Below are 20,652 nucleotides of genomic sequence, written 5' to 3'. Positions count from 1 at the left end.
GCCACTCGGCGGGCCGGTGGATTGCCTTGCTGCACAGGCTGTGCCGGAGTTGGCACGCTGGCACTGCGGACGCTCCCGTGTTCCGGTGGCCTGTTCTCGTTGCCGCACAGTATCGGAGCTAACACCACAGGAGTTCTTTTCCATGTTCATGCTCGATAAAGCACTTATTTTGCTTTGTCAAGCAAACTAGGTCAGGTTTCATTTGGTATAGAGCACCGTGCCCTTCGTGGACGTAATTCAGCCCCGATGAGTTATCGTCAACGGCCCGTTGCGATTTAGCTGAGGTTGCACGTGGCCGTAGATAAATTGTCGGGTCCGCCATTCGAACAGACGCCAAGCTGAAGATCCGCTGTCAATTTCGTTGCCCGCGCAAGCGGCACGGTACTTGATATGAGAAGATCACACGCGTTAAGCAATGGCGCTGGATGAGATTCTCGGGAATCGGGGGATTTGTTGACAGCTGCAGGCGAAAGCAATGAGCTACAAGTTGCAGCCCACACCGATACCTCGCTGAACAACAGATTTGCTTCGTGGCAGTACGGATACGCACGTCGCCTCGTCGCCATCGACTTTTTCGGAGTTGTTGCCGCGGTTGGGCTCGCACACTGGGTACGGTTCGGCAAAATGCCGGTCGTACCGCGAACTCCGCAGGGCCCCAGCTACACTGCGGTCTCGCTGATGATTGCCGTCGCATGGTTGGCGGCGCTGTACGTTGCCCGATCCCGCTCGGTACGTATCATCGGCGCCGGCGCAGAAGAGTATCGGCGAGTCTGGGCGGCGACCCTGTCCGTGTTCGGTGGGGTTGCGATCGTGTCGATGCTGTTCAAACTCGAGATCGCCAGGGGCTATCTGCTTGTGGCCCTCCCGGCAGGGATGGTCATTCTCGCCCTGATGCGCTGGTCGGTCCGCCGCTCACTGATCAGAGCCCGGATGAAGCACGGCCGCTACATCACTCGCGTACTGGCTGTCGGCAGCGTTCCCGCTGTTCGTGATCTGACTCAGTCCCTTGCCCGTGAGCAGTGGTCGGAATACCAGGTCGTCGGTGCGTGCATTCCCGGACCCAACATCCATACCTACGTTGACGTACCCGGCGTCAGGAAGGTCCCGACGTTCGGTGACGAATCCAATGTGGTGGAAGCCGTCCTGGCAACCGGCTGCCAAGCCGTAGCGGTCACGGCGACCGAGCGCCTCCACAGCCGCGCAATCCGTGATCTGTCATGGGAACTCGAGAAGCTCGACGTCGACCTCCTCGTCGCGCCCGGTGTCGCCGACATCGCCGGACCACGGCTTCAGATGCGTCCGGTGTCCGGGCTTCCGCTGATCCACGTCGAGAAGCCGCAGTATGACGGCGCCAAGCGCTTTCAGAAGCGCGTCTTCGACGTCGCGTTCTCCTCGGCAGTCCTGCTGTGCGGCTTGCCATTCCTCGTCGTTGTCGCACTCGCCATCAAGCTGACGAGTGCAGGACCAATCCTGTACCGATCGAGCCGCATCGGTCTGGATGGCAAGCCGTTCGTCATGCTCAAGTTCCGGACGATGGTCGATGGCGCTGACCGCATGGTCGACAAATTGGCGCGCCACAACGATTTCCAGGGCGGGGTACTGTTCAAGCTTCACGACGATCCGCGAGTGACCACCGTGGGGCGGTATCTGCGCAAGTACAGCATTGACGAACTGCCCCAGTTCATGAATGTCCTCAAGCGCGAGATGAGCGTCGTCGGACCGCGCCCCCCGCTGGCCAAAGAGGTCAAGTCGTACGACGCTTACGCGATGCGTCGACTGCTCGTACGTCCTGGCATCACTGGCCTGTGGCAGGTGAGCGGTCGCTCCGACCTGTCGTGGGAGGACACCGTCCGGCTCGATCTGTTCTACGTCGAGAACTGGTCGATGGTCGCCGATCTGCTGATCGCCATGAAGACGATGAAAGCGGTGTTCTCGCACTCTGGGGCGTACTGAGCCGCTAAACGACGAATGGCCACCTACCGCAGTAGGTGGCCATTCGCGCTAGAGATTTACACCTGATCTTCGGTGAAGTTGCGTGTGACGGCCGGGTCGACCGGGATGCCCGGGCCCGTGGTCGTCGACACGGTGACCTTCTTCAGGTAGCGGCCCTTCGAGGACGACGGCTTGGCCCGCAGCACCTCGTCGAGCGCGGCACCGTAGTTCTCGACGAGCTGCTTCTCGTCGAACGACGCCTTGCCGATGATGAAGTGCAGGTTGGACTGCTTGTCGACGCGGAAGTTGATCTTGCCGCCCTTGATGTCCTGCACGGCCTTGGCCACGTCAGGGGTGACGGTGCCGGTCTTGGGGTTCGGCATCAGACCACGCGGGCCCAGCACGCGGGCGATACGGCCAACCTTGGCCATCTGGTCCGGGGTGGCGATCGCGGCGTCGAAGTCGAGGAAGCCGCCCTGGATCTTCTCGATCAGGTCGTCGCTGCCGACCACGTCGGCGCCGGCGGCCAGCGCCTGCTCGGCTTTCTCGCCGACGGCGAACACCGCGACGCGCGCGGTCTTGCCGGTGCCGTGCGGCAGGCTCACGGTGCCGCGGACCATCTGGTCGGCCTTGCGGGGATCCACGCCGAGGCGGATCGCGACCTCAACGGTGGCGTCCTGCTTCTTCGAGGACGTCTCCTTGGCCAGCTTGGTGGCCTCGAGCGGGCTGTAGAGCTTGCTCTTGTCCACCTTCTCGGCGGCTTCGCGGTACGCCTTGCTTGTCTTGCTCATTGTTCTTCTCCTAGTGAGAGGTGTGGTCTCCGATGATTGCTCTTCTCGCAAGCGCTCATCGCCGAGCCGAAGCGGGCTCTCCCACGCGACGCCGCCCAATGCGGCGTCGAGTCCTTTATTCGACCGTGATGCCCATCGACCGGGCAGTGCCGGCGATGATCTTGGCGGCCTGGTCGATGTCGTTGGCGTTGAGGTCGGCCTTCTTGGTCTCGGCGATCTCGCGCACCTGATCCCAGGTCACCTTGGCGACCTTGGTCTTGTGCGGCTCGGCCGAACCCTTCTGCACACCGGCGGCCTTCAGCAGCAGCCGGGCGGCGGGCGGGGTCTTGAGCTCGAAGGTGAAGCTGCGGTCCTCGTAGACGGTGATCTCAACGGGGATGATGTTTCCGCGCTGGTTCTCCGTCGCGGCGTTGTACGCCTTGCAGAACTCCATGATGTTGACGCCATGCTGGCCGAGCGCGGGCCCGACCGGCGGGGCGGGGTTGGCCTGGCCGGCCTGGATCTGCAGCTTGATCAGCCCGGAGACCTTCTTCTTGGGGGCCATGGGTGTTCGGTTTCCTTACTTTGCTTTTCCTGGAGGGCGCATGCCCCCGATTACTAGATCTTGGCGACCTGGTTGAAGGTCAGTTCGACAGGCGTCTCGCGCCCGAAGATGGACACCAGCACCTTGAGCTTCTGCTGTTCGGCGTTGACCTCGCTGATCGAGGCCGGCAGCGTGGCGAACGGGCCGTCCATGACGGTCACCGACTCGCCGACCTCGAAGTCGACCAGGATTTCCGGACGTTCCAGCGTGGCTTCCGAGGATGCGGCCGACGCGGTCGAAGCCGCCTTGCCCTGCTTCTTGGCCGCGCCCTGCGGGAGCAGGAACTTCACCACGTCGTTGAGCGACAGCGCCGTCGGCCGCGAGGTGGCACCGACGAAGCCGGTGACACCCGGGGTGTTGCGCACCGCGGCCCACGAGTCGTCGGTCAGTTCCATGCGCACCAGGATGTAGCCCGGCAGCACCTTGCGGTTGACCTGCTTGCGCTGGCCGTTCTTGATCTCGGTGACCTCTTCGGTGGGCACTTCCACCTGGAAGATGTAGTCGCCGACGTCGAGATTCTGCACGCGGGTCTCGAGGTTGGCTTTCACCTTGTTCTCGTAACCGGCATAGGAGTGGATGACGTACCAGTCGCCCGGCTTGCTGCGCAGCTCAGCCTTGAGCGCGTCGGCCGGGTCGAGTTCTTCCTCCTCGACGGCCTCGGCGGCGGCTTCCGTCGCCTCGGCTTCAGGCGCCACCTCGAGCTCAGGTGTGGTCTCGTCGATGACATCGACGAGGCCTTCACCCGTGGGGGTATCGCCTTCGGGGGTTGTCACGGTAGTCAGTCCTCTCTCACAACATCCAGGTCAGCCGAACACCAGCAGCACCAGCTTGGCCAGGCCCAGGTCCACGCCGCCAATCAGCGCCACCATGAAAGCCAGGAACAGCAGCACCACGGTGGTGTAGCTGACCATCTGCTTGCGGTTCGGCCAGATCACCTTGCGCAGCTCGGCAACCACCTGCTTGAGGTAGTTCCACACGAAGACGAAGGGGTTACGCGACGGTCCGGTGGTGGCCTTCTTCGGCTTCTTGGCTTTCTTGCCGGACTTCTTCTCGTCGACGCCGAGTTCCTCGGCGCCCGATTCGACTTCCTCCGGCTCGGCCAGTGCGGTGGCCCCGGCACGCCGGGTCCGCTTGCCGGTCGGACGCTGGGGGCGGCTCACGACGACGGTCTGGCCGCCGGTGGTGTCCTCGTTGCCAGCCAGACCATCGTCGCCTGCGGCGTCAGCACTATCGCGCTCATCGCTCACCGCATGCTCCTTTGTGTCGAGTCCGTATGGGCCGGGCGTACCCAACCCGGTGTGCACCCTCCAGTGTCCACCATTGCCTATTCAGTTGAGCAGGGGCGACAGGACTTGAACCTGCAACCTGCGGTTTTGGAGACCGCTGCTCTGCCAGTTGAGCTACGCCCCTCTGCTGGTCCCCCACATAACTCGCGCGCTCCCCGTTCGGTGAAACCCGAACCGACGGACAGCGCGCTTACGTGGGAAAACCCCGAGGTCCGAGTGTACAACGGCACAACGAGCAGGTGTTAATCCGCTTCGTCGTCATCGTGGCGGACGGGCTTGCGCAGAACCTGACCGGTTTCGGGGTCCCAGCCTGCCGAGATCGAGTTGTCGCCCTCGTGGCCCATCAGCGTGGTGAAGGCCTCCATGACGACCTCGCCGGTCTTCACATTGACCAGGATGTTTCGGGAGGTGACGATGTCGGCACCGAACCGCTCGTTGACCGAGTCGATGGCCAAGCTGCCATGCAGCTCGTCACCCTCGGCGATGGGCCGGTAGAACTTGAACTTCTGGTCCACCTGGACGATCTGCATGGTTTCGAAGCCCACGTCGACGTGCTGGAAGAAGTGCCGCTGAATCATCACCGCGAAGATCGACATGAAGGTCAGCGGTGCGACGAGTCCGTCGTGGCCGAGTTCCTTGGCCGCGTCGATATCGAGGCTGGCCGGGTCGTGCGCCTTGATGGATTTCGCGTACTGCCGGATCTGCTCGCGTCCGACGATGAAGTTCTCCGGGTACTCGTAGACCATTCCCCGGATGTCCGTCTTGAGTGCCATCTATGCCAGCTTCGCGATGGCCACGGCGCGGCCGAAGATCTTCTTGCCGCCGGTGGTGGCGGTCAGCGCGATGTGGACGGTCTTGGTCTCGGCGTCGGCTGACTTCACCCGTCCGGTGAACACGATGTCGGTCCCGGTGCCGTCATTGGGTACCGGCACGATCGCGGTGAACCGCACGTTGAATTCGCTGACCGCGCCCGGGTCGCCGACCCAGGCCGTGACGTAGCCGCCGCCCAGACCCATGGTCAGCATTCCGTGGGCGATCGCGGTGTCCAGACCGACCTGCTTGGCGATCTCGTCATCCCAGTGGATGGGGTTCAAGTCGCCGGAGACCCCGGCGTAGTTGACCAGGTCTGCCCGGGTCAGGGTGATCACCCGCTCCGGCAGCTCTTCGCCGACTTTGACCGAACTGAACTCACGCAGTGCCATCGTTGAAGCCACTCTCTCCGTTTTCCTCGCTTCGCCCCGCCAGCGTCGTGTAGGCCTCTTGGACCACCGTGCCGTCCTGGTTCGTGACGATGTTTTTGGTAACGATGATGTCGGTACCGTGCGCTTGCCGAATGGAATCCAAGTAGACGTCACAGTAGAGCTTGTCGCCAGCCGTGACCGGGGCGAGAAACTTCAGCACCTGGTCGATCTGGACGATCTGGCGGTCGGAGATGCCGATATTGGCATTTTCGAAGAACGCCTTCTGCGCGACGTAGCAGAACACGCTGATGAACGTCAGCGGCGCCGGCAGCCCGTCATACCCGAGTTCCGCGGCGGCCTCGTCGGAGAGGAAGACCGGGTCGTCGTTCTGTACGGCTCTGGCGTACTCGCGAATCTTCTCGCGCCCCACCGCATAGTGATCGGGATAGCGGTAGTGCGTTCCGACGAGAGTCTGGGACAGCGCCACGGGCTAGAACCTACCTAGTAACTTTCTCCGGCCGTCGCACGGACGGCCGGGCGCGATCAGCGCGACTCTTTGTGCGGCTGATGCGTGCCACAGTTCGGGCAGAACTTCTTCAGCTCCAGCCGATCAGGATCGTTGCGGCGGTTCTTCTTGGTGATGTAGTTGCGGTGCTTGCACACCTCGCAGGCCAAAGTGATCTTCGGCCGGACGTCAGTACTGGAGGCCACGTTCGTTGCCTTCTTTCACACTCTCGTAGTTCGTTCCTGTAGCGGTGGGGAGGCTCGATCTCCCGACCTCACGATTATGAGTCGTGCGCTCTAACCAGCTGAGCTACACCGCCCCGATCGACGCGGGCGGAGCTCCGCTCGCGTCCACCGAGCCCCCTAACGGAATCGAACCGTTGACCTTTTCCTTACCATGGAAACGCTCTACCGACTGAGCTAAGGGGGCCTCACCCTCGGCGTCGGTGATACCGCGCCGTGGGCCTTAAAGAGGGTACAGCCTGCGGCTCGGCTGAACCAAACCGCTCGTCGAGGGGCGAAATCGGGCGCGGCGTGCAGACGCCATAGGCTGAGGTCATGTCATCGACGGACCGGCTGTACTTCCGCCAACTGCTCTCCGGCCGGGACTTCGCGCCCGGCGACATGATGGCGCAGCAGATGCGCAACTTCGCCTATCTGATCGGCGACCGGGAGACCGGGGACGCCGTGGTGGTCGACCCGGCCTACGCGGCCGGGGACCTGCTCGACGCCCTGGAGGCCGACGGCATGCACCTGTCCGGTGTGCTGGTCACCCACCACCACCCCGATCACGTCGGTGGAACCATGATGGGCTTCACGCTGGCGGGCCTGTCCGAATTGCTCGAGCGGGTCAGTGTGCCGGTTCACGTCAACACCCACGAGGCGCTGTGGGTGTCGCGGACCACCGGTATCCCGATGAGCGAGCTGACCGCCCACGAGCATCGCGACAAAGTCGCGGTCGGTGACATCGAGATCGAATTGCTGCACACCCCGGGGCACACCCCGGGCAGCCAGTGTTTCCTGCTCGACGGGCGGCTGGTGGCCGGCGACACCCTGTTCCTCGACGGATGCGGGCGCACCGATTTCCCGGGCGGCGACGTCGACGAGATGTTCCGCAGTCTGCAGCAGCTGGCCGCGCTGCCCGGCGACCCGACCGTGTTCCCCGGTCACTGGTACTCGACGGAGCCCAGCGCGGTGCTCTCGGAGGTCAAGCGGTCCAACTACGTCTACCGGGCGTCAAACCTCGAGCAGTGGCGCTCGTTCATGGGCGGCTGACCCCTCCCCGAGGCTGTGCTTTCGACCCAGAACCGTTGGTGGCGTGGGTAATTGAACCCCGGCTCGGCTCCCCTGACGGCTGACCGGGATTGCCTCTTGGCAATTCGGAACTTTGTTACGTAACGTCGGTCCAACTGACGCTGCGACGAAGGAGCACCCATGACCGGGCCGGTGAGTTATCGCAAGGACGACGCGATCGCCGTGATCACACTCGACGACGGCAAGGTCAATGTGCTGAGCCCGAGCATGCTGCAGGAGATCAACCACGCCATCGACCGCGCCGAAGCCGACAACGCCGGTGCGGTGGTCCTAGCCGGCAACGACCGGGTGTTCAGCGGCGGCTTCGACCTCAAGGTATTCCGCTCGGGTGATATCGACGCCTCGATCGCGATGCTGCAGGGCGGGTTCAACCTCTCCCACCGCTTGCTGTCGTTCCCCAAGCCGGTCGTCGCCGCCGTCACCGGGCATGCCATCGCGATGGGTTCGTTCCTGGCGTGCAGCTTCGACCACCGCGTTGCCGCGCACAGCTACAACTTCCAGGCCAACGAGGTGGCGATCGGGATGGTCCTGCCTTACCCGGCGCTCGAGGTGCTCAAGCTGCGGCTGACCCCGTCGGCCTACCAGCAGGCTGTCGGGCTGGCCAAGACTTTCTTCGGCGAGACCGCGGTGGCGGCCGGCTGGGTCGACGACATCGTCCTGCCCGAGCAGGTCATTCCGCGCGCCCTGGAGGCCGCCCGTGAGTTCACCACCCTGACCGCGGGGGCGCACCTGGCCAGCAAGCTGCGGGCGCGGCAGGCCACCCTCGACGCCATGCGCCACGGCATCGACAACATCCACACCGAGTTCGGGCTGTCCTAATCCGTGCCCAGGGTCAAGCAGCGCACACCTGAGCTGCGCGACCGCGTGGTCGACGTGGCCGTGGCCACGCTGTGCGAGAACGGCCTGTCCGGCTTCACGACGCGGCGGGTAGCCGAACGCGCGGGGACCTCGGTGCCCGCGGTCTACGAGTTGTTCGTCGACAAGGACGGGCTGCTGCGGGCGGTGTTCGTCGAAGGGTTCCACCGGCTCGGCCGCCAGCTCGCCGGACTGCCGGAATCCGCTGACCCACTGGCAGACCTACGGGCGGTGACCCCGGTTTTCCGGCGGTTCTGCTTGGACTACCCGCCGCTGGCCAGAGTGATGTTCAGCCGCCCGTTCCAGGACCTCGGCCCGGGACCCGAAGAGATCGGGGCCGCGCCGACAGTTCGAGAGATCCTCGTCGCCAAGGTGCAGCGCTGCATCGACGCCGGCACGCTGTCCGGGGATCCGGTCGACATCGCGCACGTATTGCTCGCTCTGGCACAGGGTTTGGCCGTCCAGGAGGCGGGTCGGTGGTTGGGTACCTCGGCCACCTCGGTCAACCGCCGGTGGGATGTCGGGGTGCAGGCCGTGCTGGCCGGGTTCAGCCGGTAGCGTGCCGCGGATGGGACGCGTCGACGGCAAGGTCGCAGTCATCAGTGGCGCGGCGCGCGGGATGGGCGCTTCACATGCCCGCCTGCTGGTCGGCGAGGGCGCCAAGGTCGTCCTCGGTGACGTCTTGGACGACGAAGGCCGGGCAGTCGCCGAGGAACTCGGCGAGGCCGCGCGCTACGTCCACCTCGATGTCACCGACCCCGACCAGTGGGCCGGCGCCGTCGACACGGCACTGCACGCGTTCGGCACGCTCAATGTTTTGGTGAACAACGCGGGCATCGTCTACCGGCGCACGCTGCGCAACCTCGAACCTGATCGCTGGCAGCGCGTTCTCGACGTCAACCTGACCGGGACGATGCTGGGCATCAAAGCGGTGATCGAGCCGATGATCGCCGCCGGCGGCGGGTCGATCATCAACATGTCGTCGATCCAGGGCATGCGTGGCACCCCGGGCAACCATGGTTACGTCGCCTCCAAGTGGGCGATCCGGGGCTTGACCAAGTCGGCCGCATTGGAGTTGGCGTCCAACAACATTCGGGTTAATTCGCTGCATCCGGGGATGGTCCGCACCCCGATGACCGCGCACATGCCCGAGGACCTCGTCGCCGCCCCACTGGGCCGCATCGCCGAGCCCGTCGAGGTGTCGACGTTCGTTCTCTTCCTGGCCAGCGACGAGTCCTCGTTCGCCACCGGCTCGGAGTTCGTGATGGACGGCGGATTGATCGCCGATGTCCCCCATAGGATGTGACGATGAGTGGCTTCGAAGGTCGGGTAGCAATCATCACCGGTGCGGGTGCGGCCGACGGCATCGGCTTCGCCGTCGCCAGGCGCCTTGTCGGCGAGGGTGCGCGCGTGGTGCTGGGTGCGACGAGTGATCGCATTCACGATCGAGCCGGTGAACTTGGTTCTGCGGCAATCGGCGTCGTGGCTGACCTGACTGTCGACGGTGCCGCTGAGACACTTGTCGCCGCCGCCACCGAGACGTGGGGCCGGCTGGACATTCTGGTGAACAACGCGGGGATGACCTCGGTGACGAGCGGGTGGGACACCGAAGCCGAGGTGGCCAAGCTGTCGTTGCGAGACTGGGACTCGGCGATAGCACGCAACATGACGACGGCGTTCCTGATGTGCCGGGCCGCGGTGCCCGTGATGACCGCGTCGGGCTACGGGCGCATCGTGACGGTGGGTTCGACGACGGGCACCGTCAATGCGATGCCCGGCCAGGCCACCTATACCGCGGCTAAGGCGGGTTTGGTCGGGTTGAGCCGCGCCCTGGCGCTCGAGGTGGTGCGCGACGGCGTGACGGTCAACGTCGTCGCGCCGGGCTACGTGCTCACCGGTTCACAGCTGGAGTTCGAAGCGACGGCCGCCGCAGCGGGGCCATTCGGCCGCAGCGGAACACCAGACGAGATCGCTTCGTGCGTCGCGTTTTTGGCCCACGAGACGGCCTCGTTCGTGACCGGCGCCGTCCTGGTTGCCGACGGCGGCCACAACCTTCCCGAGACCTGGAGATAAGTCGGCGGGGACCATGCGGTCCCCGCCGACATCGGATTGGCTCCTTCGGTCAGAAGCCCAGGTGCTGGTCGAACTGGTTGTGCGACGACAGGTCGGTGCCCGCTTGGGCGTGCGCAGCCGACGGATCGTGGCTGGCGTCGAACAACGAGTGACTCGAGTAGTCGGCCGAGGTGTGTGACGACTGGTCGACGACGGAGTGATCCGGTGTCGGTGTCGCCACATGGGTCGACGAGTCGACGGCGGCATGCTGGTCGACAGTGGTCGACGCGTGGCTGCCGCCAACCGAGGTGGCACCGCCTGCAGCGCTGCTGCCCTGCGCACCGGTGATCACCGAGGCCCCCTGCGAGCCGGCCGCGACCTCGCCACCACCCGAGGCTGATCCCCCGGTGGTGATGACTGCGCCCTGGCTCGGCGAGCCCGCCTGGGTGTGCGTGCTGACTGCGGCACCGCCACTGGCTGCACTGTGGCCACCAAGGGCTGCACTGTCCTGTCCCAGAATGTCAGTGCTGTTGTGCACGTTGGTATTTCCTCCGACGGTCGCCTGTCCTGCCGATGCTGCAGCATTGGTTGAACCGGCGGCCTGCACGGCGCTGTGCGCACCGAGCGTCGTCGCCTCGTGGGTGAGGAAGTCGGCACTGCCACCCGCCGTCGCGCCCGCGGCCACGTTGGTGTGGCCACCGATGGCCGCGCCTGCGGCAGGCGTCGTCACGTCGACGTTGGTGTGACCGCCGAACGCTCCACCAACGTTGGCTTGGGTACCGAACGCTCCCCCGACGTTAGCCTGCGAGCCGAATCCGCCACCGGCGTTGGCCTGAGTACCGAATCCGCCACCGACGGTGGACTGTCCCGCGACATTCGACTGGCCGCCGAGCGCGGCGCCTTCGTTGTGGAGGAAACTCGCCGCCGCGGTGTTGGTCGCTGCAGCCTGCGTGCTCAGCGCGGCACCGCCGAGCGGGCTGACGATTCCGGCTGTGGTCGCGCTCGACATCGCCGTAGTGCCGGACGCTCCGAGGCCGGCTCCGCCGAGACCGATCGCACCGCCACCGGCGGCTGCGGTCTGGTTGGCGAAGCCCGCACCGCCGAGCGGGCTGCTGAAGCCTGCGCTGGAGCTGCTGCTGAAGTTCTCCTGGGCGCCGACTCCGGTGTTGAGGGTGGGCGATCCGGAGTTGGCGTTCAGGGTCGCGCGGCGCTCGGCGTCGACACCACTGTTGGCCGAAAACCGGCTGCGGTCAACGGCTTCGGCGCCGGCACCCGCGGCCAGTCCGGAGCCGATGTTGGCTCCGCCACCGGCGTGGCCGCCGAACTGTGTGGCGCCACCGAGGCCGGCGTTGATGCCGCCGCCGAGTTCGGCTCCGCCGCCGATGTTTCCACCGGCGCCGAAGCCAGTACCGATGCCGGTGTGTGTGCCAGCACCGAGGCCGGCGTCGAAACCACCGCCAACCTCGGCACCGCCACCGAGGCCAAAGCCCGTACCCAGACCGCCACCGGCACCAGCACCCGCACCGATCTCGGTACCCAGCCCGGCCTCGAAACCACCACCGAACTCAGCGCCACCACCCACACCAAAGCCCGTGCCCACACCGGTACCCAGACCAATCTGCGAACCCAGCCCAGCCTCGAAACCGCCACCAACTTCAGCACCACCACCGAGGCCAAAGCCCGTACCCAGACCGCCACCGGCACCAGCACCCGCACCGATCTCGGTACCCAGCCCGGCCTCGAAACCACCACCGAACTCAGCGCCAGCACCCACACCAAAGCCCGTGCCCAAGCCGGTGCCCAGACCAATCTCCGAACCAAGACCAGCGTTGAAACCGCCACCAACCTCAGCACCGCCACCCACACCAAAGCCCGTGCCCAAGCCGGTGCCCAGACCAATCTCAGTGCCCAGCCCAGCCTGAAAACCACCACCAACCTCAGCACCGCCACCGATGCCCAGGCCGGTTCCGAGCCCAAGTCCGGTCGACAGGCCGGTTTCGAGGCCACCACTCAATGCGGTACCGAGCCCGGCTCCAATGCCCTCGCCGATCCCGGCCGCCAAGCCGGTACCCGCGTCGGCGCCAAGCTGAAGCGCTTGGTCGCCTATTACCGCGGCCTCCCCGACGGGTGCGAAGCCGTACTCGCTCGACACCGCCTGAGCCAAGCCCGCCACCGGGTCAGCTCCGGGCAGTTGCAGGCCCGGAACAGCGGAGGCGGCCACGGATTGGAGTTCCTGCGGGCTGACGTCGGCCAGCCCGGCATTCGCAAGCGCGGCGCTCGGGTCCGCGACGAACGTCTGCGCGGCGTTTTCATTGGCGAACAGATCGAGAATGAACTGCAGCAGGGTGTCCATGAAGGAGTGCCTTTCGTCTCAGGAGAGAAGCTCTATCCCCGGCTCGCCGGGTGACTTACTGCCACGCTATGGACAGCGCCGAGCCCCCAACATGGGGAGCGCTCCCCTGCCCGATAGGGCCCCTACCGGGATAGCCCAGCAATCCCCATTAGGGGGTTAGGGGATCGGGCAGTCGCTACCCGGCGTGAGCAGGGGCTTTCTCGGATTAGGCAGCAGATGTGCTGGTCAGATTCGGCCACGCGGGCAGCACCCATCGACCAGGCGATGCCGAACCGTTACCCCGAAATTGACATGCAGGTTAGTTCCAGCAAAGCAGAAGTGGCCTAGCGGACAGTCAGGCCCGCAAGCGGTTCTGCCAGTGATCCGGATGATCGGCCAGCCACCGACGCTCCACTCGCCGCACACGCTGGTGTTCGACAGTGATGGCCAGACCGCCGGCGATCGACAGTCCTGCGGCCACCGAGATCAGCGTCATCAACAACTCGTGGTGGTTGTAGGCGAGGGCGGCAACCACCCCGGCCAAACCGACCACACCCAGAGCGATGAGGAGCAATCCCGGCAACCACAGGGTGTCGACGAACGATTCGCCGGCATGCGGCTGAGTGGTTCGGGCGTGATCCACCGGATCGCGATATGCACCCTTCATGGCGTCTCCCTTCCGCGAAGAGACACCCTCATCGTACGCTCGTGTGAGCTAGCTCACACAATGGTGCTGGCTCGGCGGAGACCTTCTCATCGTTCGCGACGTTTTGTGCGTCAATTTCGTTGCCGAGCCCGCACAATGCTGAGTAGTCAGTGCCGCTTGCTGGCTGATCGGGGGTGTCCTATGACTGCACTCGTCGCGCGGCTGTCCGCGGTAGTGGTAGCGGTGTTCGTCACCCTGGGCCTGGCCGTCGCTCCCCCGAACGCACCCGACGCGGCCGCCCTTGCGACCGTCAGCATTGCCGATGTCCAACTTCAAGCGGCCGCTGCCGCCACGCCGCAAGCCAACGCCACCACGCCGACGATCAACGACGTCGTCGAGATCGCAGCGCTCATAGCGGCAACTCCACTGTGGTACGCGGCCCTCCCCATCACACTGCCGGCCAGCATTACTCTCGGCATCTGGTTCAGCCTTGCGCTCGAGGTCCTGCGCGGCAACTACAACGGCGTCAACCTTGGCGAAAGCCTGGTCTTCGGAGTCGCGGCTTTTTTCGTTGGCCCGCTGGTGCTGATCTCGTCGAAACTGTCAGCATTCCTGCCGTCGTCGGCACCACCTGCTGCAGCGCAGACTCTGCGGGCCGCCGCCGTGCCATCGCTACAAGCATTGGCTGACGTCGTCAAAGCTGTTGCCTCGGCGGCTTTCTCGTATGCGACGCTTCCCGTCACACTGCCCGGTGTCGTTGTGTCCGCAGCCTGGAAGGAGCTGTACACAAGTCTCATTAGCGGTTATCCGAACTTCGACATCGGAGCCGCGGTCTTGCGAGCCGTGACCGCGTACCTCAGCGCTCCGCTCGATGCGATCAAGCAGAGCGTGTCGAACCTGTTCCCGTCGTCTACTCCTGTTGCAGCACAGGCGCAGTCAGGATCCATCACTGAGCGGATATCACGTCAGTCGGCCGCACCTGAACAACGCAGCGTCGCGAGCTCTCGTCGTGCGGCACTGGCCGCTGTCCGCACCCAGGCCGCCTCCGCAGCCGTCGTCAGCGACGCAGGTTCGCCGTCCGCCCATCGAGCGGGAACGGATTTGGACGCCGATACGGCGAGCACCCCGGCCAAGCAGACCGCCACCGGCGGCTCGGCGCGGGGAGTCAAGAGAAGCCAGGCCGACTAGCCTCGGCGCCGCTGGTCCCGCGAGGGTGCGCCAACTGTCCGCGATGGCGGCGTGTCGGCGTACCGACACGCACGCTCGCGGAAGGCAAAGCGGCTCCTAGTCGGACTTACCGCAGCTGCAGCTGTCTCCGCACGTGCAGTTCTGGCACGTACAGTTCGCGTTGGTGCAGGTCGACGTCGTTGTCTGTTCAGTCATGACAACCATCCTATACCTCCAGGGGGTATAGAACCGACGCGCTACGGCTTGGGGGTCAGCGCGCTGCCCTTGAGCCACTCACCCCATGGCAGCGACCAGTCGCCGTTCTGCCAGATCTCCAGCTTGGGGCCGCCGGTGCCACGCACCTCGACGATGTCGCCGGGCTGGGAGAAATCGAAGAACCAGGCGGCGTTGTCACCGTTGAGGTTCAGGCAACCGTGCGACGTGTTGGTGTTGCCCTGCGCCCACGTGGTGGCGTTGAGCTGATGCAGATAGATGCCGTCGGTGCTGATCCGGGTGGCATAGGGGATCTTGAGCTTGTAGCCCATCGACGAGGCAACCGGAAGACCGTAGGTCGACGAGTCCATCGTCACCTCTTCGGCCTTGTCGATCACCGTGTAGACCCCGGGCGGGGTCCAGAACGAAAACGTCCGTCCCGCAATGATTTCGGTGCCACCGCGGCCCATCGATGTCGGCATGGCGCGCACCAGTTTGCCGTTGTTGAAGACGTTGACGGTCTTGGTGGCGTCGTCGGCGATCGACACGTGTGCATCGCCGATCGTCAGCGTCGCCTGCTCGTTGTTCTGGCCATACAGACCGTCGCCGAGGCGCATCCCGAACATGTTGGCGGCCACTGTCACCGTGGTGCCGGGGCTGTAGTACTTCTCTGGGCGCCAATGAGCCGTCGCGTCGTCAACCCAGTACCAAGAGCCCTTCACCGGCGGATTGGTCGTCACCACGAGCTGACGTTCGGCGGCCGCCTTGTCGGCGATCGGCTCGTCGAAGCGCGCGGAGATGATGGTGCCGATGCCGTAGCGCTGGTCGGCGTGGATCGGCAGACCGCCGGGCGTCTCCAGGTAGACCGCGGTCAGGTTGTTCGGCGTCGCCGTCGCGAAGGTGGTGGTGCGGGCCAACGGCACACCGCTGGTCCCGCGGCTGGCGACCTGCATGGTGTAGTTGCGGCCGTACTTCAGCTGCTCGGTCGGCTGCCACGACGTGCCGTCGGGCGACAGCGCCCCCGCAACCGTGTTGCCGTAGTCGTCGACCAGGGAGACGTTGGTGAGGCTGCCGGCCACCACGCGCGCCGAGACCCTGCTCAGCGGGCTCAGGTCAGCGGAGCCGTTCGCCGGAGCAACGCCCAGCAGCGGCGGCTGCGGAGCCGCGGGCGGGGCTGGAGCCGCGGCGGCAGCGGTCGGGGTCTTACAGCCGTCCTGGCACCCCGGCAGGCCGGCGACGTCGCTGCCGAGAACCGCAAGGAGCAACGCGCCCACAACCAAGATCGCCGTGCTTGCACGACCGGGACGACTCACCGAAATTCACTCCAGAGCTGGTCGACGATATGTTGCCGGCGTCACCATTGACGACTGAGATCATAGACGGAAATCCGCTCCTATTTCGACGTGATAAGGCCGGCACGGGCGGTGACCTGCAGCAAACACCTGTCGCTTAGCGGAACCTAATCGCTGCGCTACCCCAGTGCGCTGCCCTTGCGCCACTCGGCCCACGACACCGTCCAGTCGCCGTTCTGCCACACCTGCAGGGGCGGTCCCCCGGTGTTGCGCACCTCGACGACGTCACCTGGCTGGGAGAACTCGTAGAACCACTGCGCGTTGTCGCTACTGAGGTTCAGGCAGCCGTGGGAGACGTTCGTGTTGCCCTGGGCCCACACGGTGGCGTTGAGCTGGTGCAGGTAGATGCCGTCGCTACTGATCCGGGTGGCGTACGGGATGGTCTCCCGGTAGCCCAGCCGCGAATTGATCGGCAGGCCGTAGGTGGAGGAATCCATGATCACCGGGTTGGCCTTGTCCATCACGGTGTAGACGCCGGGCGGGGTCCAGAACGACAGAGTCTGCCCACCGATGGTCTCGGTACCGCCCATCCCCATCGAAGTGGGCATGGTGCGGATCAGCTTGCCGTTGTCGTACACGCTGACCTGTTTGGTGGTGTCGTCGGCGACCGAGACATGAGCGGCGCCGATGCGGAACGTGGCAGTGCTGTCCTGTGCGCCGTACAGCCCGTCACCGAGGGGCACCCCGTAGATGCCGGCTTTGACGGTCACCGAAGTGCCCGGGGCGTAATACTTTTCGGGCCGCCAGCGGGCGTTCTGGTCGTCCACCCAGTACCACGAGCCGGCGACCGCCGGCGAGGTGGTGACCGACAGACGCCGTTCGGCGGCCGCGCGATCAGTGATCGGCTCGTCGAAGCGGGCGACGACGATCGCCCCGATGCCCAACGTGGCGCCGTCGAGCGGCTGCCCGCCCGGTGCGGTCAGGTAGACCTCGGTCTGATTGCCCGGAACCAGGGTCTGGAACGTCGAGGTGACCGACGTCGGCACCCCGCCGGGGCCGCGGGCGTCGACGGACAGTGTGTAGGTGCGCCCGTAGCCCAGCGGCACGGTGGGCTTCCAGGTCTTGAAATCAGGGGTGACGACGCCGGGGACCGGCTTGCCGGCGTCGTTGAGCAGGCTGACGCCGGTCAGCATCCCGGTCTGCGCGACGGCTTTCACCGCGGCCAGTGGGTCGACGTCGCTGGCGCCGTCCGCCGGGGTGACGGTGAGCGCAGCCGGGTCGGTCGATGGCGCCGGGGCCGGAACCTGTGCGGCGGCTTCGGCGCGGCAGTGCTCGGGGCAATGCGGAGTCGTCGAGATCACCACACCGCCCAGGACCGCCAGCACACCAAGGACGGCGGCGAGGTAGGCACCGCGCGCACGACGACTCAAAGACACCCAGATACTCCACTAATAAGGTCGGCAGTTCTCGCCGGAAGCCCGTCCGATCGAAGGGGCCCCTGAATCATAGACGGGGCGGGCGACACAAGGGTTCTACGCAATAGCGCGTGCTTCGTCACAACATGGACAAGACTTCAGCACATGACCGAACCCGGTGCGGCCCGCGTCGCGGTGTATCTCGACTTCGACAACATCGTGATCTCCCGCTACGACCAGGTCAACGGCCGCAACTCATTTCAGCGTGACAAAGCCAAGGGCCTGGAGCCGGCGAAGCTGACCCTGGCCCGGGTGGACGTGGGGGCGATACTGGACTTCGCCTCCTCGTTCGGGACGGTGGTGCTGACGCGGGCCTACGCCGACTGGTCGGCCGGCGTCAATGCCGAGTACCGCGAACAGCTGGTCGGCCGCGCCGTCGACCTCGTGCAGTTGTTCCCGGCCGCCGCCTACGGCAAGAACGCCGCCGACATCCGGCTGGCGGTCGACGCCGTCGAGGACATGTTCCGGCTGCCCGACCTGACCCACGTGGTGATCGTGGCCGGCGACTCGGACTACATTCCGCTCGCGCAGCGCTGCAAGCGGCTGGGTCGTTACGTGGTGGGCATCGGGGTGGCCGGATCCTCGAGCAAGTCGCTGGCCGCGGCATGCGACGACTTCGTCATCTATGACGCACTGCCCGGGGTGCCGGTGCTCCAGCCGGCTGCCGCCGAGGAGAAGCCGCGTGCCAAGTCCGCGAAGTCCGCCGAGCCCGAACCGCCAGACGGGCAGGCAGCGGCGACCGCGCTGCTGAAGCGGGCCCTGCAGATCGGCCTGGAAAAGGACGACGTGGAGTGGCTGCACAACTCGACGGTCAAGGCGCAGATGAAGCGGATGGACCCGTCGTTCTCGGAGAAGTCGTTGGGCTTTAAGTCGTTCAGCGACTTCCTGCGGTCACGCTCGGACATCGTCGAACTCGACGAGAGCTCGACGACCCGGATGGTCAAGCTGCGCTAGGCGGTTCGGGTCAGCGTGAACGGCGCGGCGATGCTGCCGGCCTTGCCGTCGCACACCCCCGGGTTGTAGATGCCTGCCCACCCCTGGAACGTCGCCGCGTCCCACGAATAGGTCATCAACCCGGAATGCTGGACGCCGTCGTCACAGCTGATCGCGTCGGCTTGCTCGACCTTGAGGATCCAGGAGCCCACCGACCAGAACGCATCGGCGTTCCAGGGCTGCTGGCCCGGCATACCCGAGGAGGCGACGTGGACGCAGTGGTTGGTGTCGTCGGCACACGGTGTCATCACCCAGGTCGAGCCGACATTTCCGGCCTTGAAGGCAAACGTTCCGACGACGTTGGGATCGGCAGCGTGCGCCGGTGCGGCGAACCCCATCATGGTGGCTGCGGCGGCGACGATCAGGGCTCGCTTCATTGCGTTCCTCCCCTAGTGACAGTCCCCGGCCCGCCGATGATTATGCACGACGCGAGCCCGACCTCAGTCACACTGAAATTAACGGCAGCGCAGCATAATTCGACGTCAACGGCGGGCTAGCAGCCACGCCTGGCCGTCGGCCTCCGATGCGGCAACCACATCCAGGTCAGCAAAAGCCTGTGTCAATTCCCCCGCGGCCACCCGAAACGGGCCCGGCTGGGCGCCGACCTCGCTGAGCGCACTGATCGCCAGCAGACCGCCGGGCGCCAGCCGCTCGAGAATCGCGGCGTCGAGCCTGCGGTCGCGGAACTTGTTGCAGACGATCACGTTCGCCTGCGGACCCGGCGGAAGTCCACCGTCAAGATCGACCACCTCGAATCGACACCGCTCGTCAACGGCGTTGCGCACAGCCAACTCTCGTGCGCCGGCGATCGCCACCGGCGAGACGTCGATGCCCAGCACGTGCAGACCCCGCACCGCCAGCCACACCGCCGCCTCCCCTTGGCCGCAGGCCAGGTCAAGGGCATGTCCAGCGACCGGAAACGCACTCTCGTAGGGGGCGAAAACGCCCGGCGGGCCCACCGGCCCCGGCTCACGGTCGGCATGTCTGCCATCCCAGCGAACACGATCCTCGTAGGCCATCTGATGACCGTATCCGGTGATTGGAGCCGAACCGATGTGGGTATCTACCCCTAACGACCGATGACCCCTGCCTCGAGGACGCACGTGTCTCAATCCATTCCCCAGGCTCAGTCCCAGTGGCTGTCGAAGTCCGCATCAGCGACCCGCGGGTCCGACAAGGACGAAGTGCAGTTCCACTACGACATCTCCAACGAGTTCTTCAAGCTGTGGCAAGACCCCACCCAGACGTATAGCTGCGCCTACTTCGAGCGCGACGACATGACGCTGGAAGAAGCCCAGATGGCCAAGGTCGACCTGGCGCTGGGCAAGCTCGGGCTCGAACCCGGCATGACCCTGCTCGACATCGGCTGCGGCTGGGGTTCGACGATCATGCGCGCGGTCGACAAGTACGACGTCAACGTCATCGGGCTGACGCTGTCGGAAAACCAGCGCCGCCACATCGAGGAGAACTGGTTCGCCAACTCGACGAGCCCGCGACACAAGGAAGTTCGCCTACAGCCGTGGGAGGAGTTCGACGGCAAGGTCGACCGGATCGTGTCGATCGGCGCCTTCGAACACTTCGGCTTCAACAAGTACGACGACTACTTCAAGAAGACCTTCAGCTGGCTGCCCGACGACGGTGTGATGCTGCTCCACACGATCACCATTCCCGAGGACGAGGAGATCAAAGCCAAGGGATTGCCGCTGACCATGTCGCGGGTGCGGTTCATCAAATTCATCATGGACGAGATCTATCCCGGTGGCCGGCTGCCGCTGGCCTCGATGGTCCGCAAGCACGCGCTCACCGCCGGTTATGCCGTCACCCGTGAGCAGCATCTGCAGCCGCACTACGCCCGCACCCTGGACACCTGGGCGTCGAACCTGGAAGCCAGGAAAGACGAGGCCGTCGCGATCACGTCCGAAGAGATCTACGACCGGTTCCACAAGTACCTGACCGGGTGCGCAGACCTGTTCCGCAGCGGATACACCGATGTCTGCCAGTTCACCTGCGAGAAAGCCGCACGTTGAGGGAGGTCC

Annotated in this window: 23 protein-coding genes and 3 tRNA genes; 9 read left to right on the top strand and 17 right to left on the bottom strand. The window is 65.3% G+C overall.

The window, feature by feature from the left end:
* The first annotated feature begins 510 nt into the window (after positions 1–510).
* Positions 511–1,953 (top strand): sugar transferase, encoded by a 1,443-nt coding sequence (locus OG976_RS17710; protein WP_442930542.1) that lies wholly within the window; start codon positions 511–513, stop codon positions 1,951–1,953.
* 56 nt (positions 1,954–2,009) lie between these two features.
* Here the strand turns inward: OG976_RS17710 and rplA are convergent, their stop codons facing one another.
* The 11 genes from rplA to OG976_RS17655 all read right to left on the bottom strand — a co-directional run bounded on the left by rplA (position 2,010) and on the right by OG976_RS17655 (position 6,707).
* Positions 2,010–2,723: a 50S ribosomal protein L1 gene (rplA, locus tag OG976_RS17705; protein ID WP_328351358.1), complete on the bottom strand. Its 714-nt coding sequence runs from the start codon at positions 2,721–2,723 to the stop codon at positions 2,010–2,012.
* Between the two features lie 115 nt (positions 2,724–2,838).
* Positions 2,839–3,267: a 50S ribosomal protein L11 gene (gene rplK / locus OG976_RS17700; protein ID WP_328351355.1), complete on the bottom strand. Its 429-nt coding sequence runs from the start codon at positions 3,265–3,267 to the stop codon at positions 2,839–2,841.
* 53 nt (positions 3,268–3,320) lie between these two features.
* Complete coding sequence (gene nusG / locus OG976_RS17695) at positions 3,321–4,079, bottom strand: transcription termination/antitermination protein NusG (RefSeq protein WP_442930353.1); 759 nt, start codon at positions 4,077–4,079, stop codon at positions 3,321–3,323.
* Positions 4,080–4,109: 30 nt separating this feature from the next.
* Positions 4,110–4,553, bottom strand: a complete 444-nt coding sequence (secE, locus tag OG976_RS17690; RefSeq protein ID WP_328351352.1) for a preprotein translocase subunit SecE — start codon at positions 4,551–4,553, stop codon at positions 4,110–4,112.
* Between the two features lie 90 nt (positions 4,554–4,643).
* Positions 4,644–4,716: transfer RNA gene (locus tag OG976_RS17685), tRNA-Trp, on the bottom strand.
* A 118-nt stretch (positions 4,717–4,834) separates the two neighbouring features.
* Positions 4,835–5,365: a (3R)-hydroxyacyl-ACP dehydratase subunit HadC gene (gene hadC / locus OG976_RS17680; RefSeq protein ID WP_328351349.1), complete on the bottom strand. Its 531-nt coding sequence runs from the start codon at positions 5,363–5,365 to the stop codon at positions 4,835–4,837.
* Positions 5,366–5,794, bottom strand: a complete 429-nt coding sequence (gene hadB, locus OG976_RS17675; protein WP_328363711.1) for a (3R)-hydroxyacyl-ACP dehydratase subunit HadB — start codon at positions 5,792–5,794, stop codon at positions 5,366–5,368.
* On the bottom strand, positions 5,781–6,260 hold the full coding sequence (gene hadA / locus OG976_RS17670) for a (3R)-hydroxyacyl-ACP dehydratase subunit HadA (RefSeq protein WP_328351346.1): 480 nt from the start codon (positions 6,258–6,260) through the stop codon (positions 5,781–5,783). The genes hadB and hadA overlap by 14 nt, the downstream gene beginning before the upstream one ends.
* Positions 6,261–6,316: 56 nt before the next feature.
* On the bottom strand, positions 6,317–6,484 hold the full coding sequence (gene rpmG, locus OG976_RS17665; protein WP_059015841.1) for a 50S ribosomal protein L33: 168 nt from the start codon (positions 6,482–6,484) through the stop codon (positions 6,317–6,319).
* A gap of 39 nt (positions 6,485–6,523) precedes the next feature.
* Positions 6,524–6,597 (bottom strand) — tRNA-Met (locus OG976_RS17660).
* Between the two features lie 37 nt (positions 6,598–6,634).
* Positions 6,635–6,707, bottom strand: a tRNA-Thr gene (locus OG976_RS17655).
* A gap of 128 nt (positions 6,708–6,835) precedes the next feature.
* Between OG976_RS17655 and OG976_RS17650 the strand changes: the two genes are divergently transcribed.
* The 5 genes from OG976_RS17650 (at position 6,836) to OG976_RS17630 (ending at position 10,519) form a co-directional block, all read left to right on the top strand.
* Positions 6,836–7,552 carry an MBL fold metallo-hydrolase gene (locus tag OG976_RS17650; RefSeq protein WP_328351340.1) on the top strand — a complete coding sequence of 239 codons (717 nt, stop codon included), beginning with the start codon at positions 6,836–6,838 and terminating at the stop codon, positions 7,550–7,552.
* 159 nt (positions 7,553–7,711) lie between these two features.
* A complete protein-coding gene (locus OG976_RS17645) occupies positions 7,712–8,410 on the top strand; it encodes a crotonase/enoyl-CoA hydratase family protein (protein WP_328351337.1) in 699 nt (232 codons plus the stop codon).
* Positions 8,411–8,413: 3 nt separating this feature from the next.
* Positions 8,414–9,004, top strand: a complete 591-nt coding sequence (locus OG976_RS17640) for a TetR/AcrR family transcriptional regulator (RefSeq protein WP_328351334.1) — start codon at positions 8,414–8,416, stop codon at positions 9,002–9,004.
* Positions 9,005–9,014: 10 nt separating this feature from the next.
* Entirely contained in the window at positions 9,015–9,752 is a 738-nt protein-coding gene (locus OG976_RS17635) for a glucose 1-dehydrogenase (RefSeq protein ID WP_328351331.1), read from the top strand.
* Between the two features lie 2 nt (positions 9,753–9,754).
* Positions 9,755–10,519 carry an SDR family NAD(P)-dependent oxidoreductase gene (locus OG976_RS17630; RefSeq protein WP_328351328.1) on the top strand — a complete coding sequence of 255 codons (765 nt, stop codon included), beginning with the start codon at positions 9,755–9,757 and terminating at the stop codon, positions 10,517–10,519.
* A gap of 49 nt (positions 10,520–10,568) precedes the next feature.
* Here the strand turns inward: OG976_RS17630 and OG976_RS17625 are convergent, their stop codons facing one another.
* Complete coding sequence (locus tag OG976_RS17625) at positions 10,569–12,851, bottom strand: IniB N-terminal domain-containing protein (RefSeq protein WP_328351325.1); 2,283 nt, start codon at positions 12,849–12,851, stop codon at positions 10,569–10,571.
* A gap of 334 nt (positions 12,852–13,185) precedes the next feature.
* The gene (usfY, locus tag OG976_RS17620) at positions 13,186–13,497 is read right to left on the bottom strand and encodes a protein UsfY (protein ID WP_328351322.1); all 312 of its coding nucleotides are present in this window, start codon (positions 13,495–13,497) and stop codon (positions 13,186–13,188) included.
* 180 nt (positions 13,498–13,677) lie between these two features.
* Between usfY and OG976_RS17615 the strand changes: the two genes are divergently transcribed.
* Positions 13,678–14,664: a hypothetical protein gene (locus tag OG976_RS17615; protein ID WP_328351319.1), complete on the top strand. Its 987-nt coding sequence runs from the start codon at positions 13,678–13,680 to the stop codon at positions 14,662–14,664.
* A 236-nt stretch (positions 14,665–14,900) separates the two neighbouring features.
* On the opposite strand, the gene OG976_RS17610 is transcribed toward OG976_RS17615, so the two are convergent.
* Positions 14,901–16,130 carry an Ig-like domain-containing protein gene (locus OG976_RS17610; RefSeq protein ID WP_442930352.1) on the bottom strand — a complete coding sequence of 410 codons (1,230 nt, stop codon included), beginning with the start codon at positions 16,128–16,130 and terminating at the stop codon, positions 14,901–14,903.
* A gap of 197 nt (positions 16,131–16,327) precedes the next feature.
* Positions 16,328–17,584, bottom strand: coding sequence for a L,D-transpeptidase (locus OG976_RS17605; RefSeq protein ID WP_328351316.1), 1,257 nt, complete (start codon positions 17,582–17,584; stop codon positions 16,328–16,330).
* A gap of 144 nt (positions 17,585–17,728) precedes the next feature.
* Here OG976_RS17605 and OG976_RS17600 point away from each other — a divergent pair, with 144 nt between their 5' ends.
* Complete coding sequence (locus tag OG976_RS17600) at positions 17,729–18,577, top strand: NYN domain-containing protein (RefSeq protein WP_328351313.1); 849 nt, start codon at positions 17,729–17,731, stop codon at positions 18,575–18,577.
* Here OG976_RS17600 and OG976_RS17595 read toward each other — a convergent pair.
* Both OG976_RS17595 and OG976_RS17590 read right to left on the bottom strand, forming a co-directional pair.
* A complete protein-coding gene (locus tag OG976_RS17595; RefSeq protein ID WP_328351311.1) occupies positions 18,574–18,993 on the bottom strand; it encodes a hypothetical protein in 420 nt (139 codons plus the stop codon). The two genes, OG976_RS17600 and OG976_RS17595, sit on opposite strands and share 4 nt — an antisense overlap.
* A gap of 105 nt (positions 18,994–19,098) precedes the next feature.
* Positions 19,099–19,635: an SAM-dependent methyltransferase gene (locus OG976_RS17590; RefSeq protein ID WP_328351308.1), complete on the bottom strand. Its 537-nt coding sequence runs from the start codon at positions 19,633–19,635 to the stop codon at positions 19,099–19,101.
* A 120-nt stretch (positions 19,636–19,755) separates the two neighbouring features.
* Between OG976_RS17590 and OG976_RS17585 the strand changes: the two genes are divergently transcribed.
* Positions 19,756–20,643 (top strand): cyclopropane mycolic acid synthase family methyltransferase, encoded by an 888-nt coding sequence (locus tag OG976_RS17585; RefSeq protein WP_442930541.1) that lies wholly within the window; start codon positions 19,756–19,758, stop codon positions 20,641–20,643.
* Positions 20,644–20,652 lie beyond the last annotated feature (9 nt).

It is taken from the genome of Mycobacterium sp. NBC_00419 (genome assembly GCF_036023875.1).
Taxonomy (GTDB): Bacteria; Actinomycetota; Actinomycetes; order Mycobacteriales; family Mycobacteriaceae; genus Mycobacterium.
This window is presented reverse-complemented; position numbering and strand designations above follow the sequence as displayed.

Coding starts and splice junctions, on each gene's coding strand:
- OG976_RS17625 (WP_328351325.1), bottom strand. CDS start 12,851: ATGGACACCCTGCTGCAGTTCATTCTCGATCTGTTCGCCAATGAAAAC.
- OG976_RS17645 (WP_328351337.1), top strand. CDS start 7,712: ATGACCGGGCCGGTGAGTTATCGCAAGGACGACGCGATCGCCGTGATC.
- rplA (WP_328351358.1), bottom strand. CDS start 2,723: ATGAGCAAGACAAGCAAGGCGTACCGCGAAGCCGCCGAGAAGGTGGAC.
- OG976_RS17600 (WP_328351313.1), top strand. CDS start 17,729: ATGACCGAACCCGGTGCGGCCCGCGTCGCGGTGTATCTCGACTTCGAC.
- OG976_RS17635 (WP_328351331.1), top strand. CDS start 9,015: ATGGGACGCGTCGACGGCAAGGTCGCAGTCATCAGTGGCGCGGCGCGC.
- usfY (WP_328351322.1), bottom strand. CDS start 13,497: ATGAAGGGTGCATATCGCGATCCGGTGGATCACGCCCGAACCACTCAG.
- rplK (WP_328351355.1), bottom strand. CDS start 3,267: ATGGCCCCCAAGAAGAAGGTCTCCGGGCTGATCAAGCTGCAGATCCAG.
- hadC (WP_328351349.1), bottom strand. CDS start 5,365: ATGGCACTCAAGACGGACATCCGGGGAATGGTCTACGAGTACCCGGAG.
- OG976_RS17595 (WP_328351311.1), bottom strand. CDS start 18,993: ATGAAGCGAGCCCTGATCGTCGCCGCCGCAGCCACCATGATGGGGTTC.
- hadB (WP_328363711.1), bottom strand. CDS start 5,794: ATGGCACTGCGTGAGTTCAGTTCGGTCAAAGTCGGCGAAGAGCTGCCG.
- OG976_RS17630 (WP_328351328.1), top strand. CDS start 9,755: ATGAGTGGCTTCGAAGGTCGGGTAGCAATCATCACCGGTGCGGGTGCG.
- OG976_RS17650 (WP_328351340.1), top strand. CDS start 6,836: ATGTCATCGACGGACCGGCTGTACTTCCGCCAACTGCTCTCCGGCCGG.
- OG976_RS17590 (WP_328351308.1), bottom strand. CDS start 19,635: ATGGCCTACGAGGATCGTGTTCGCTGGGATGGCAGACATGCCGACCGT.
- OG976_RS17615 (WP_328351319.1), top strand. CDS start 13,678: ATGACTGCACTCGTCGCGCGGCTGTCCGCGGTAGTGGTAGCGGTGTTC.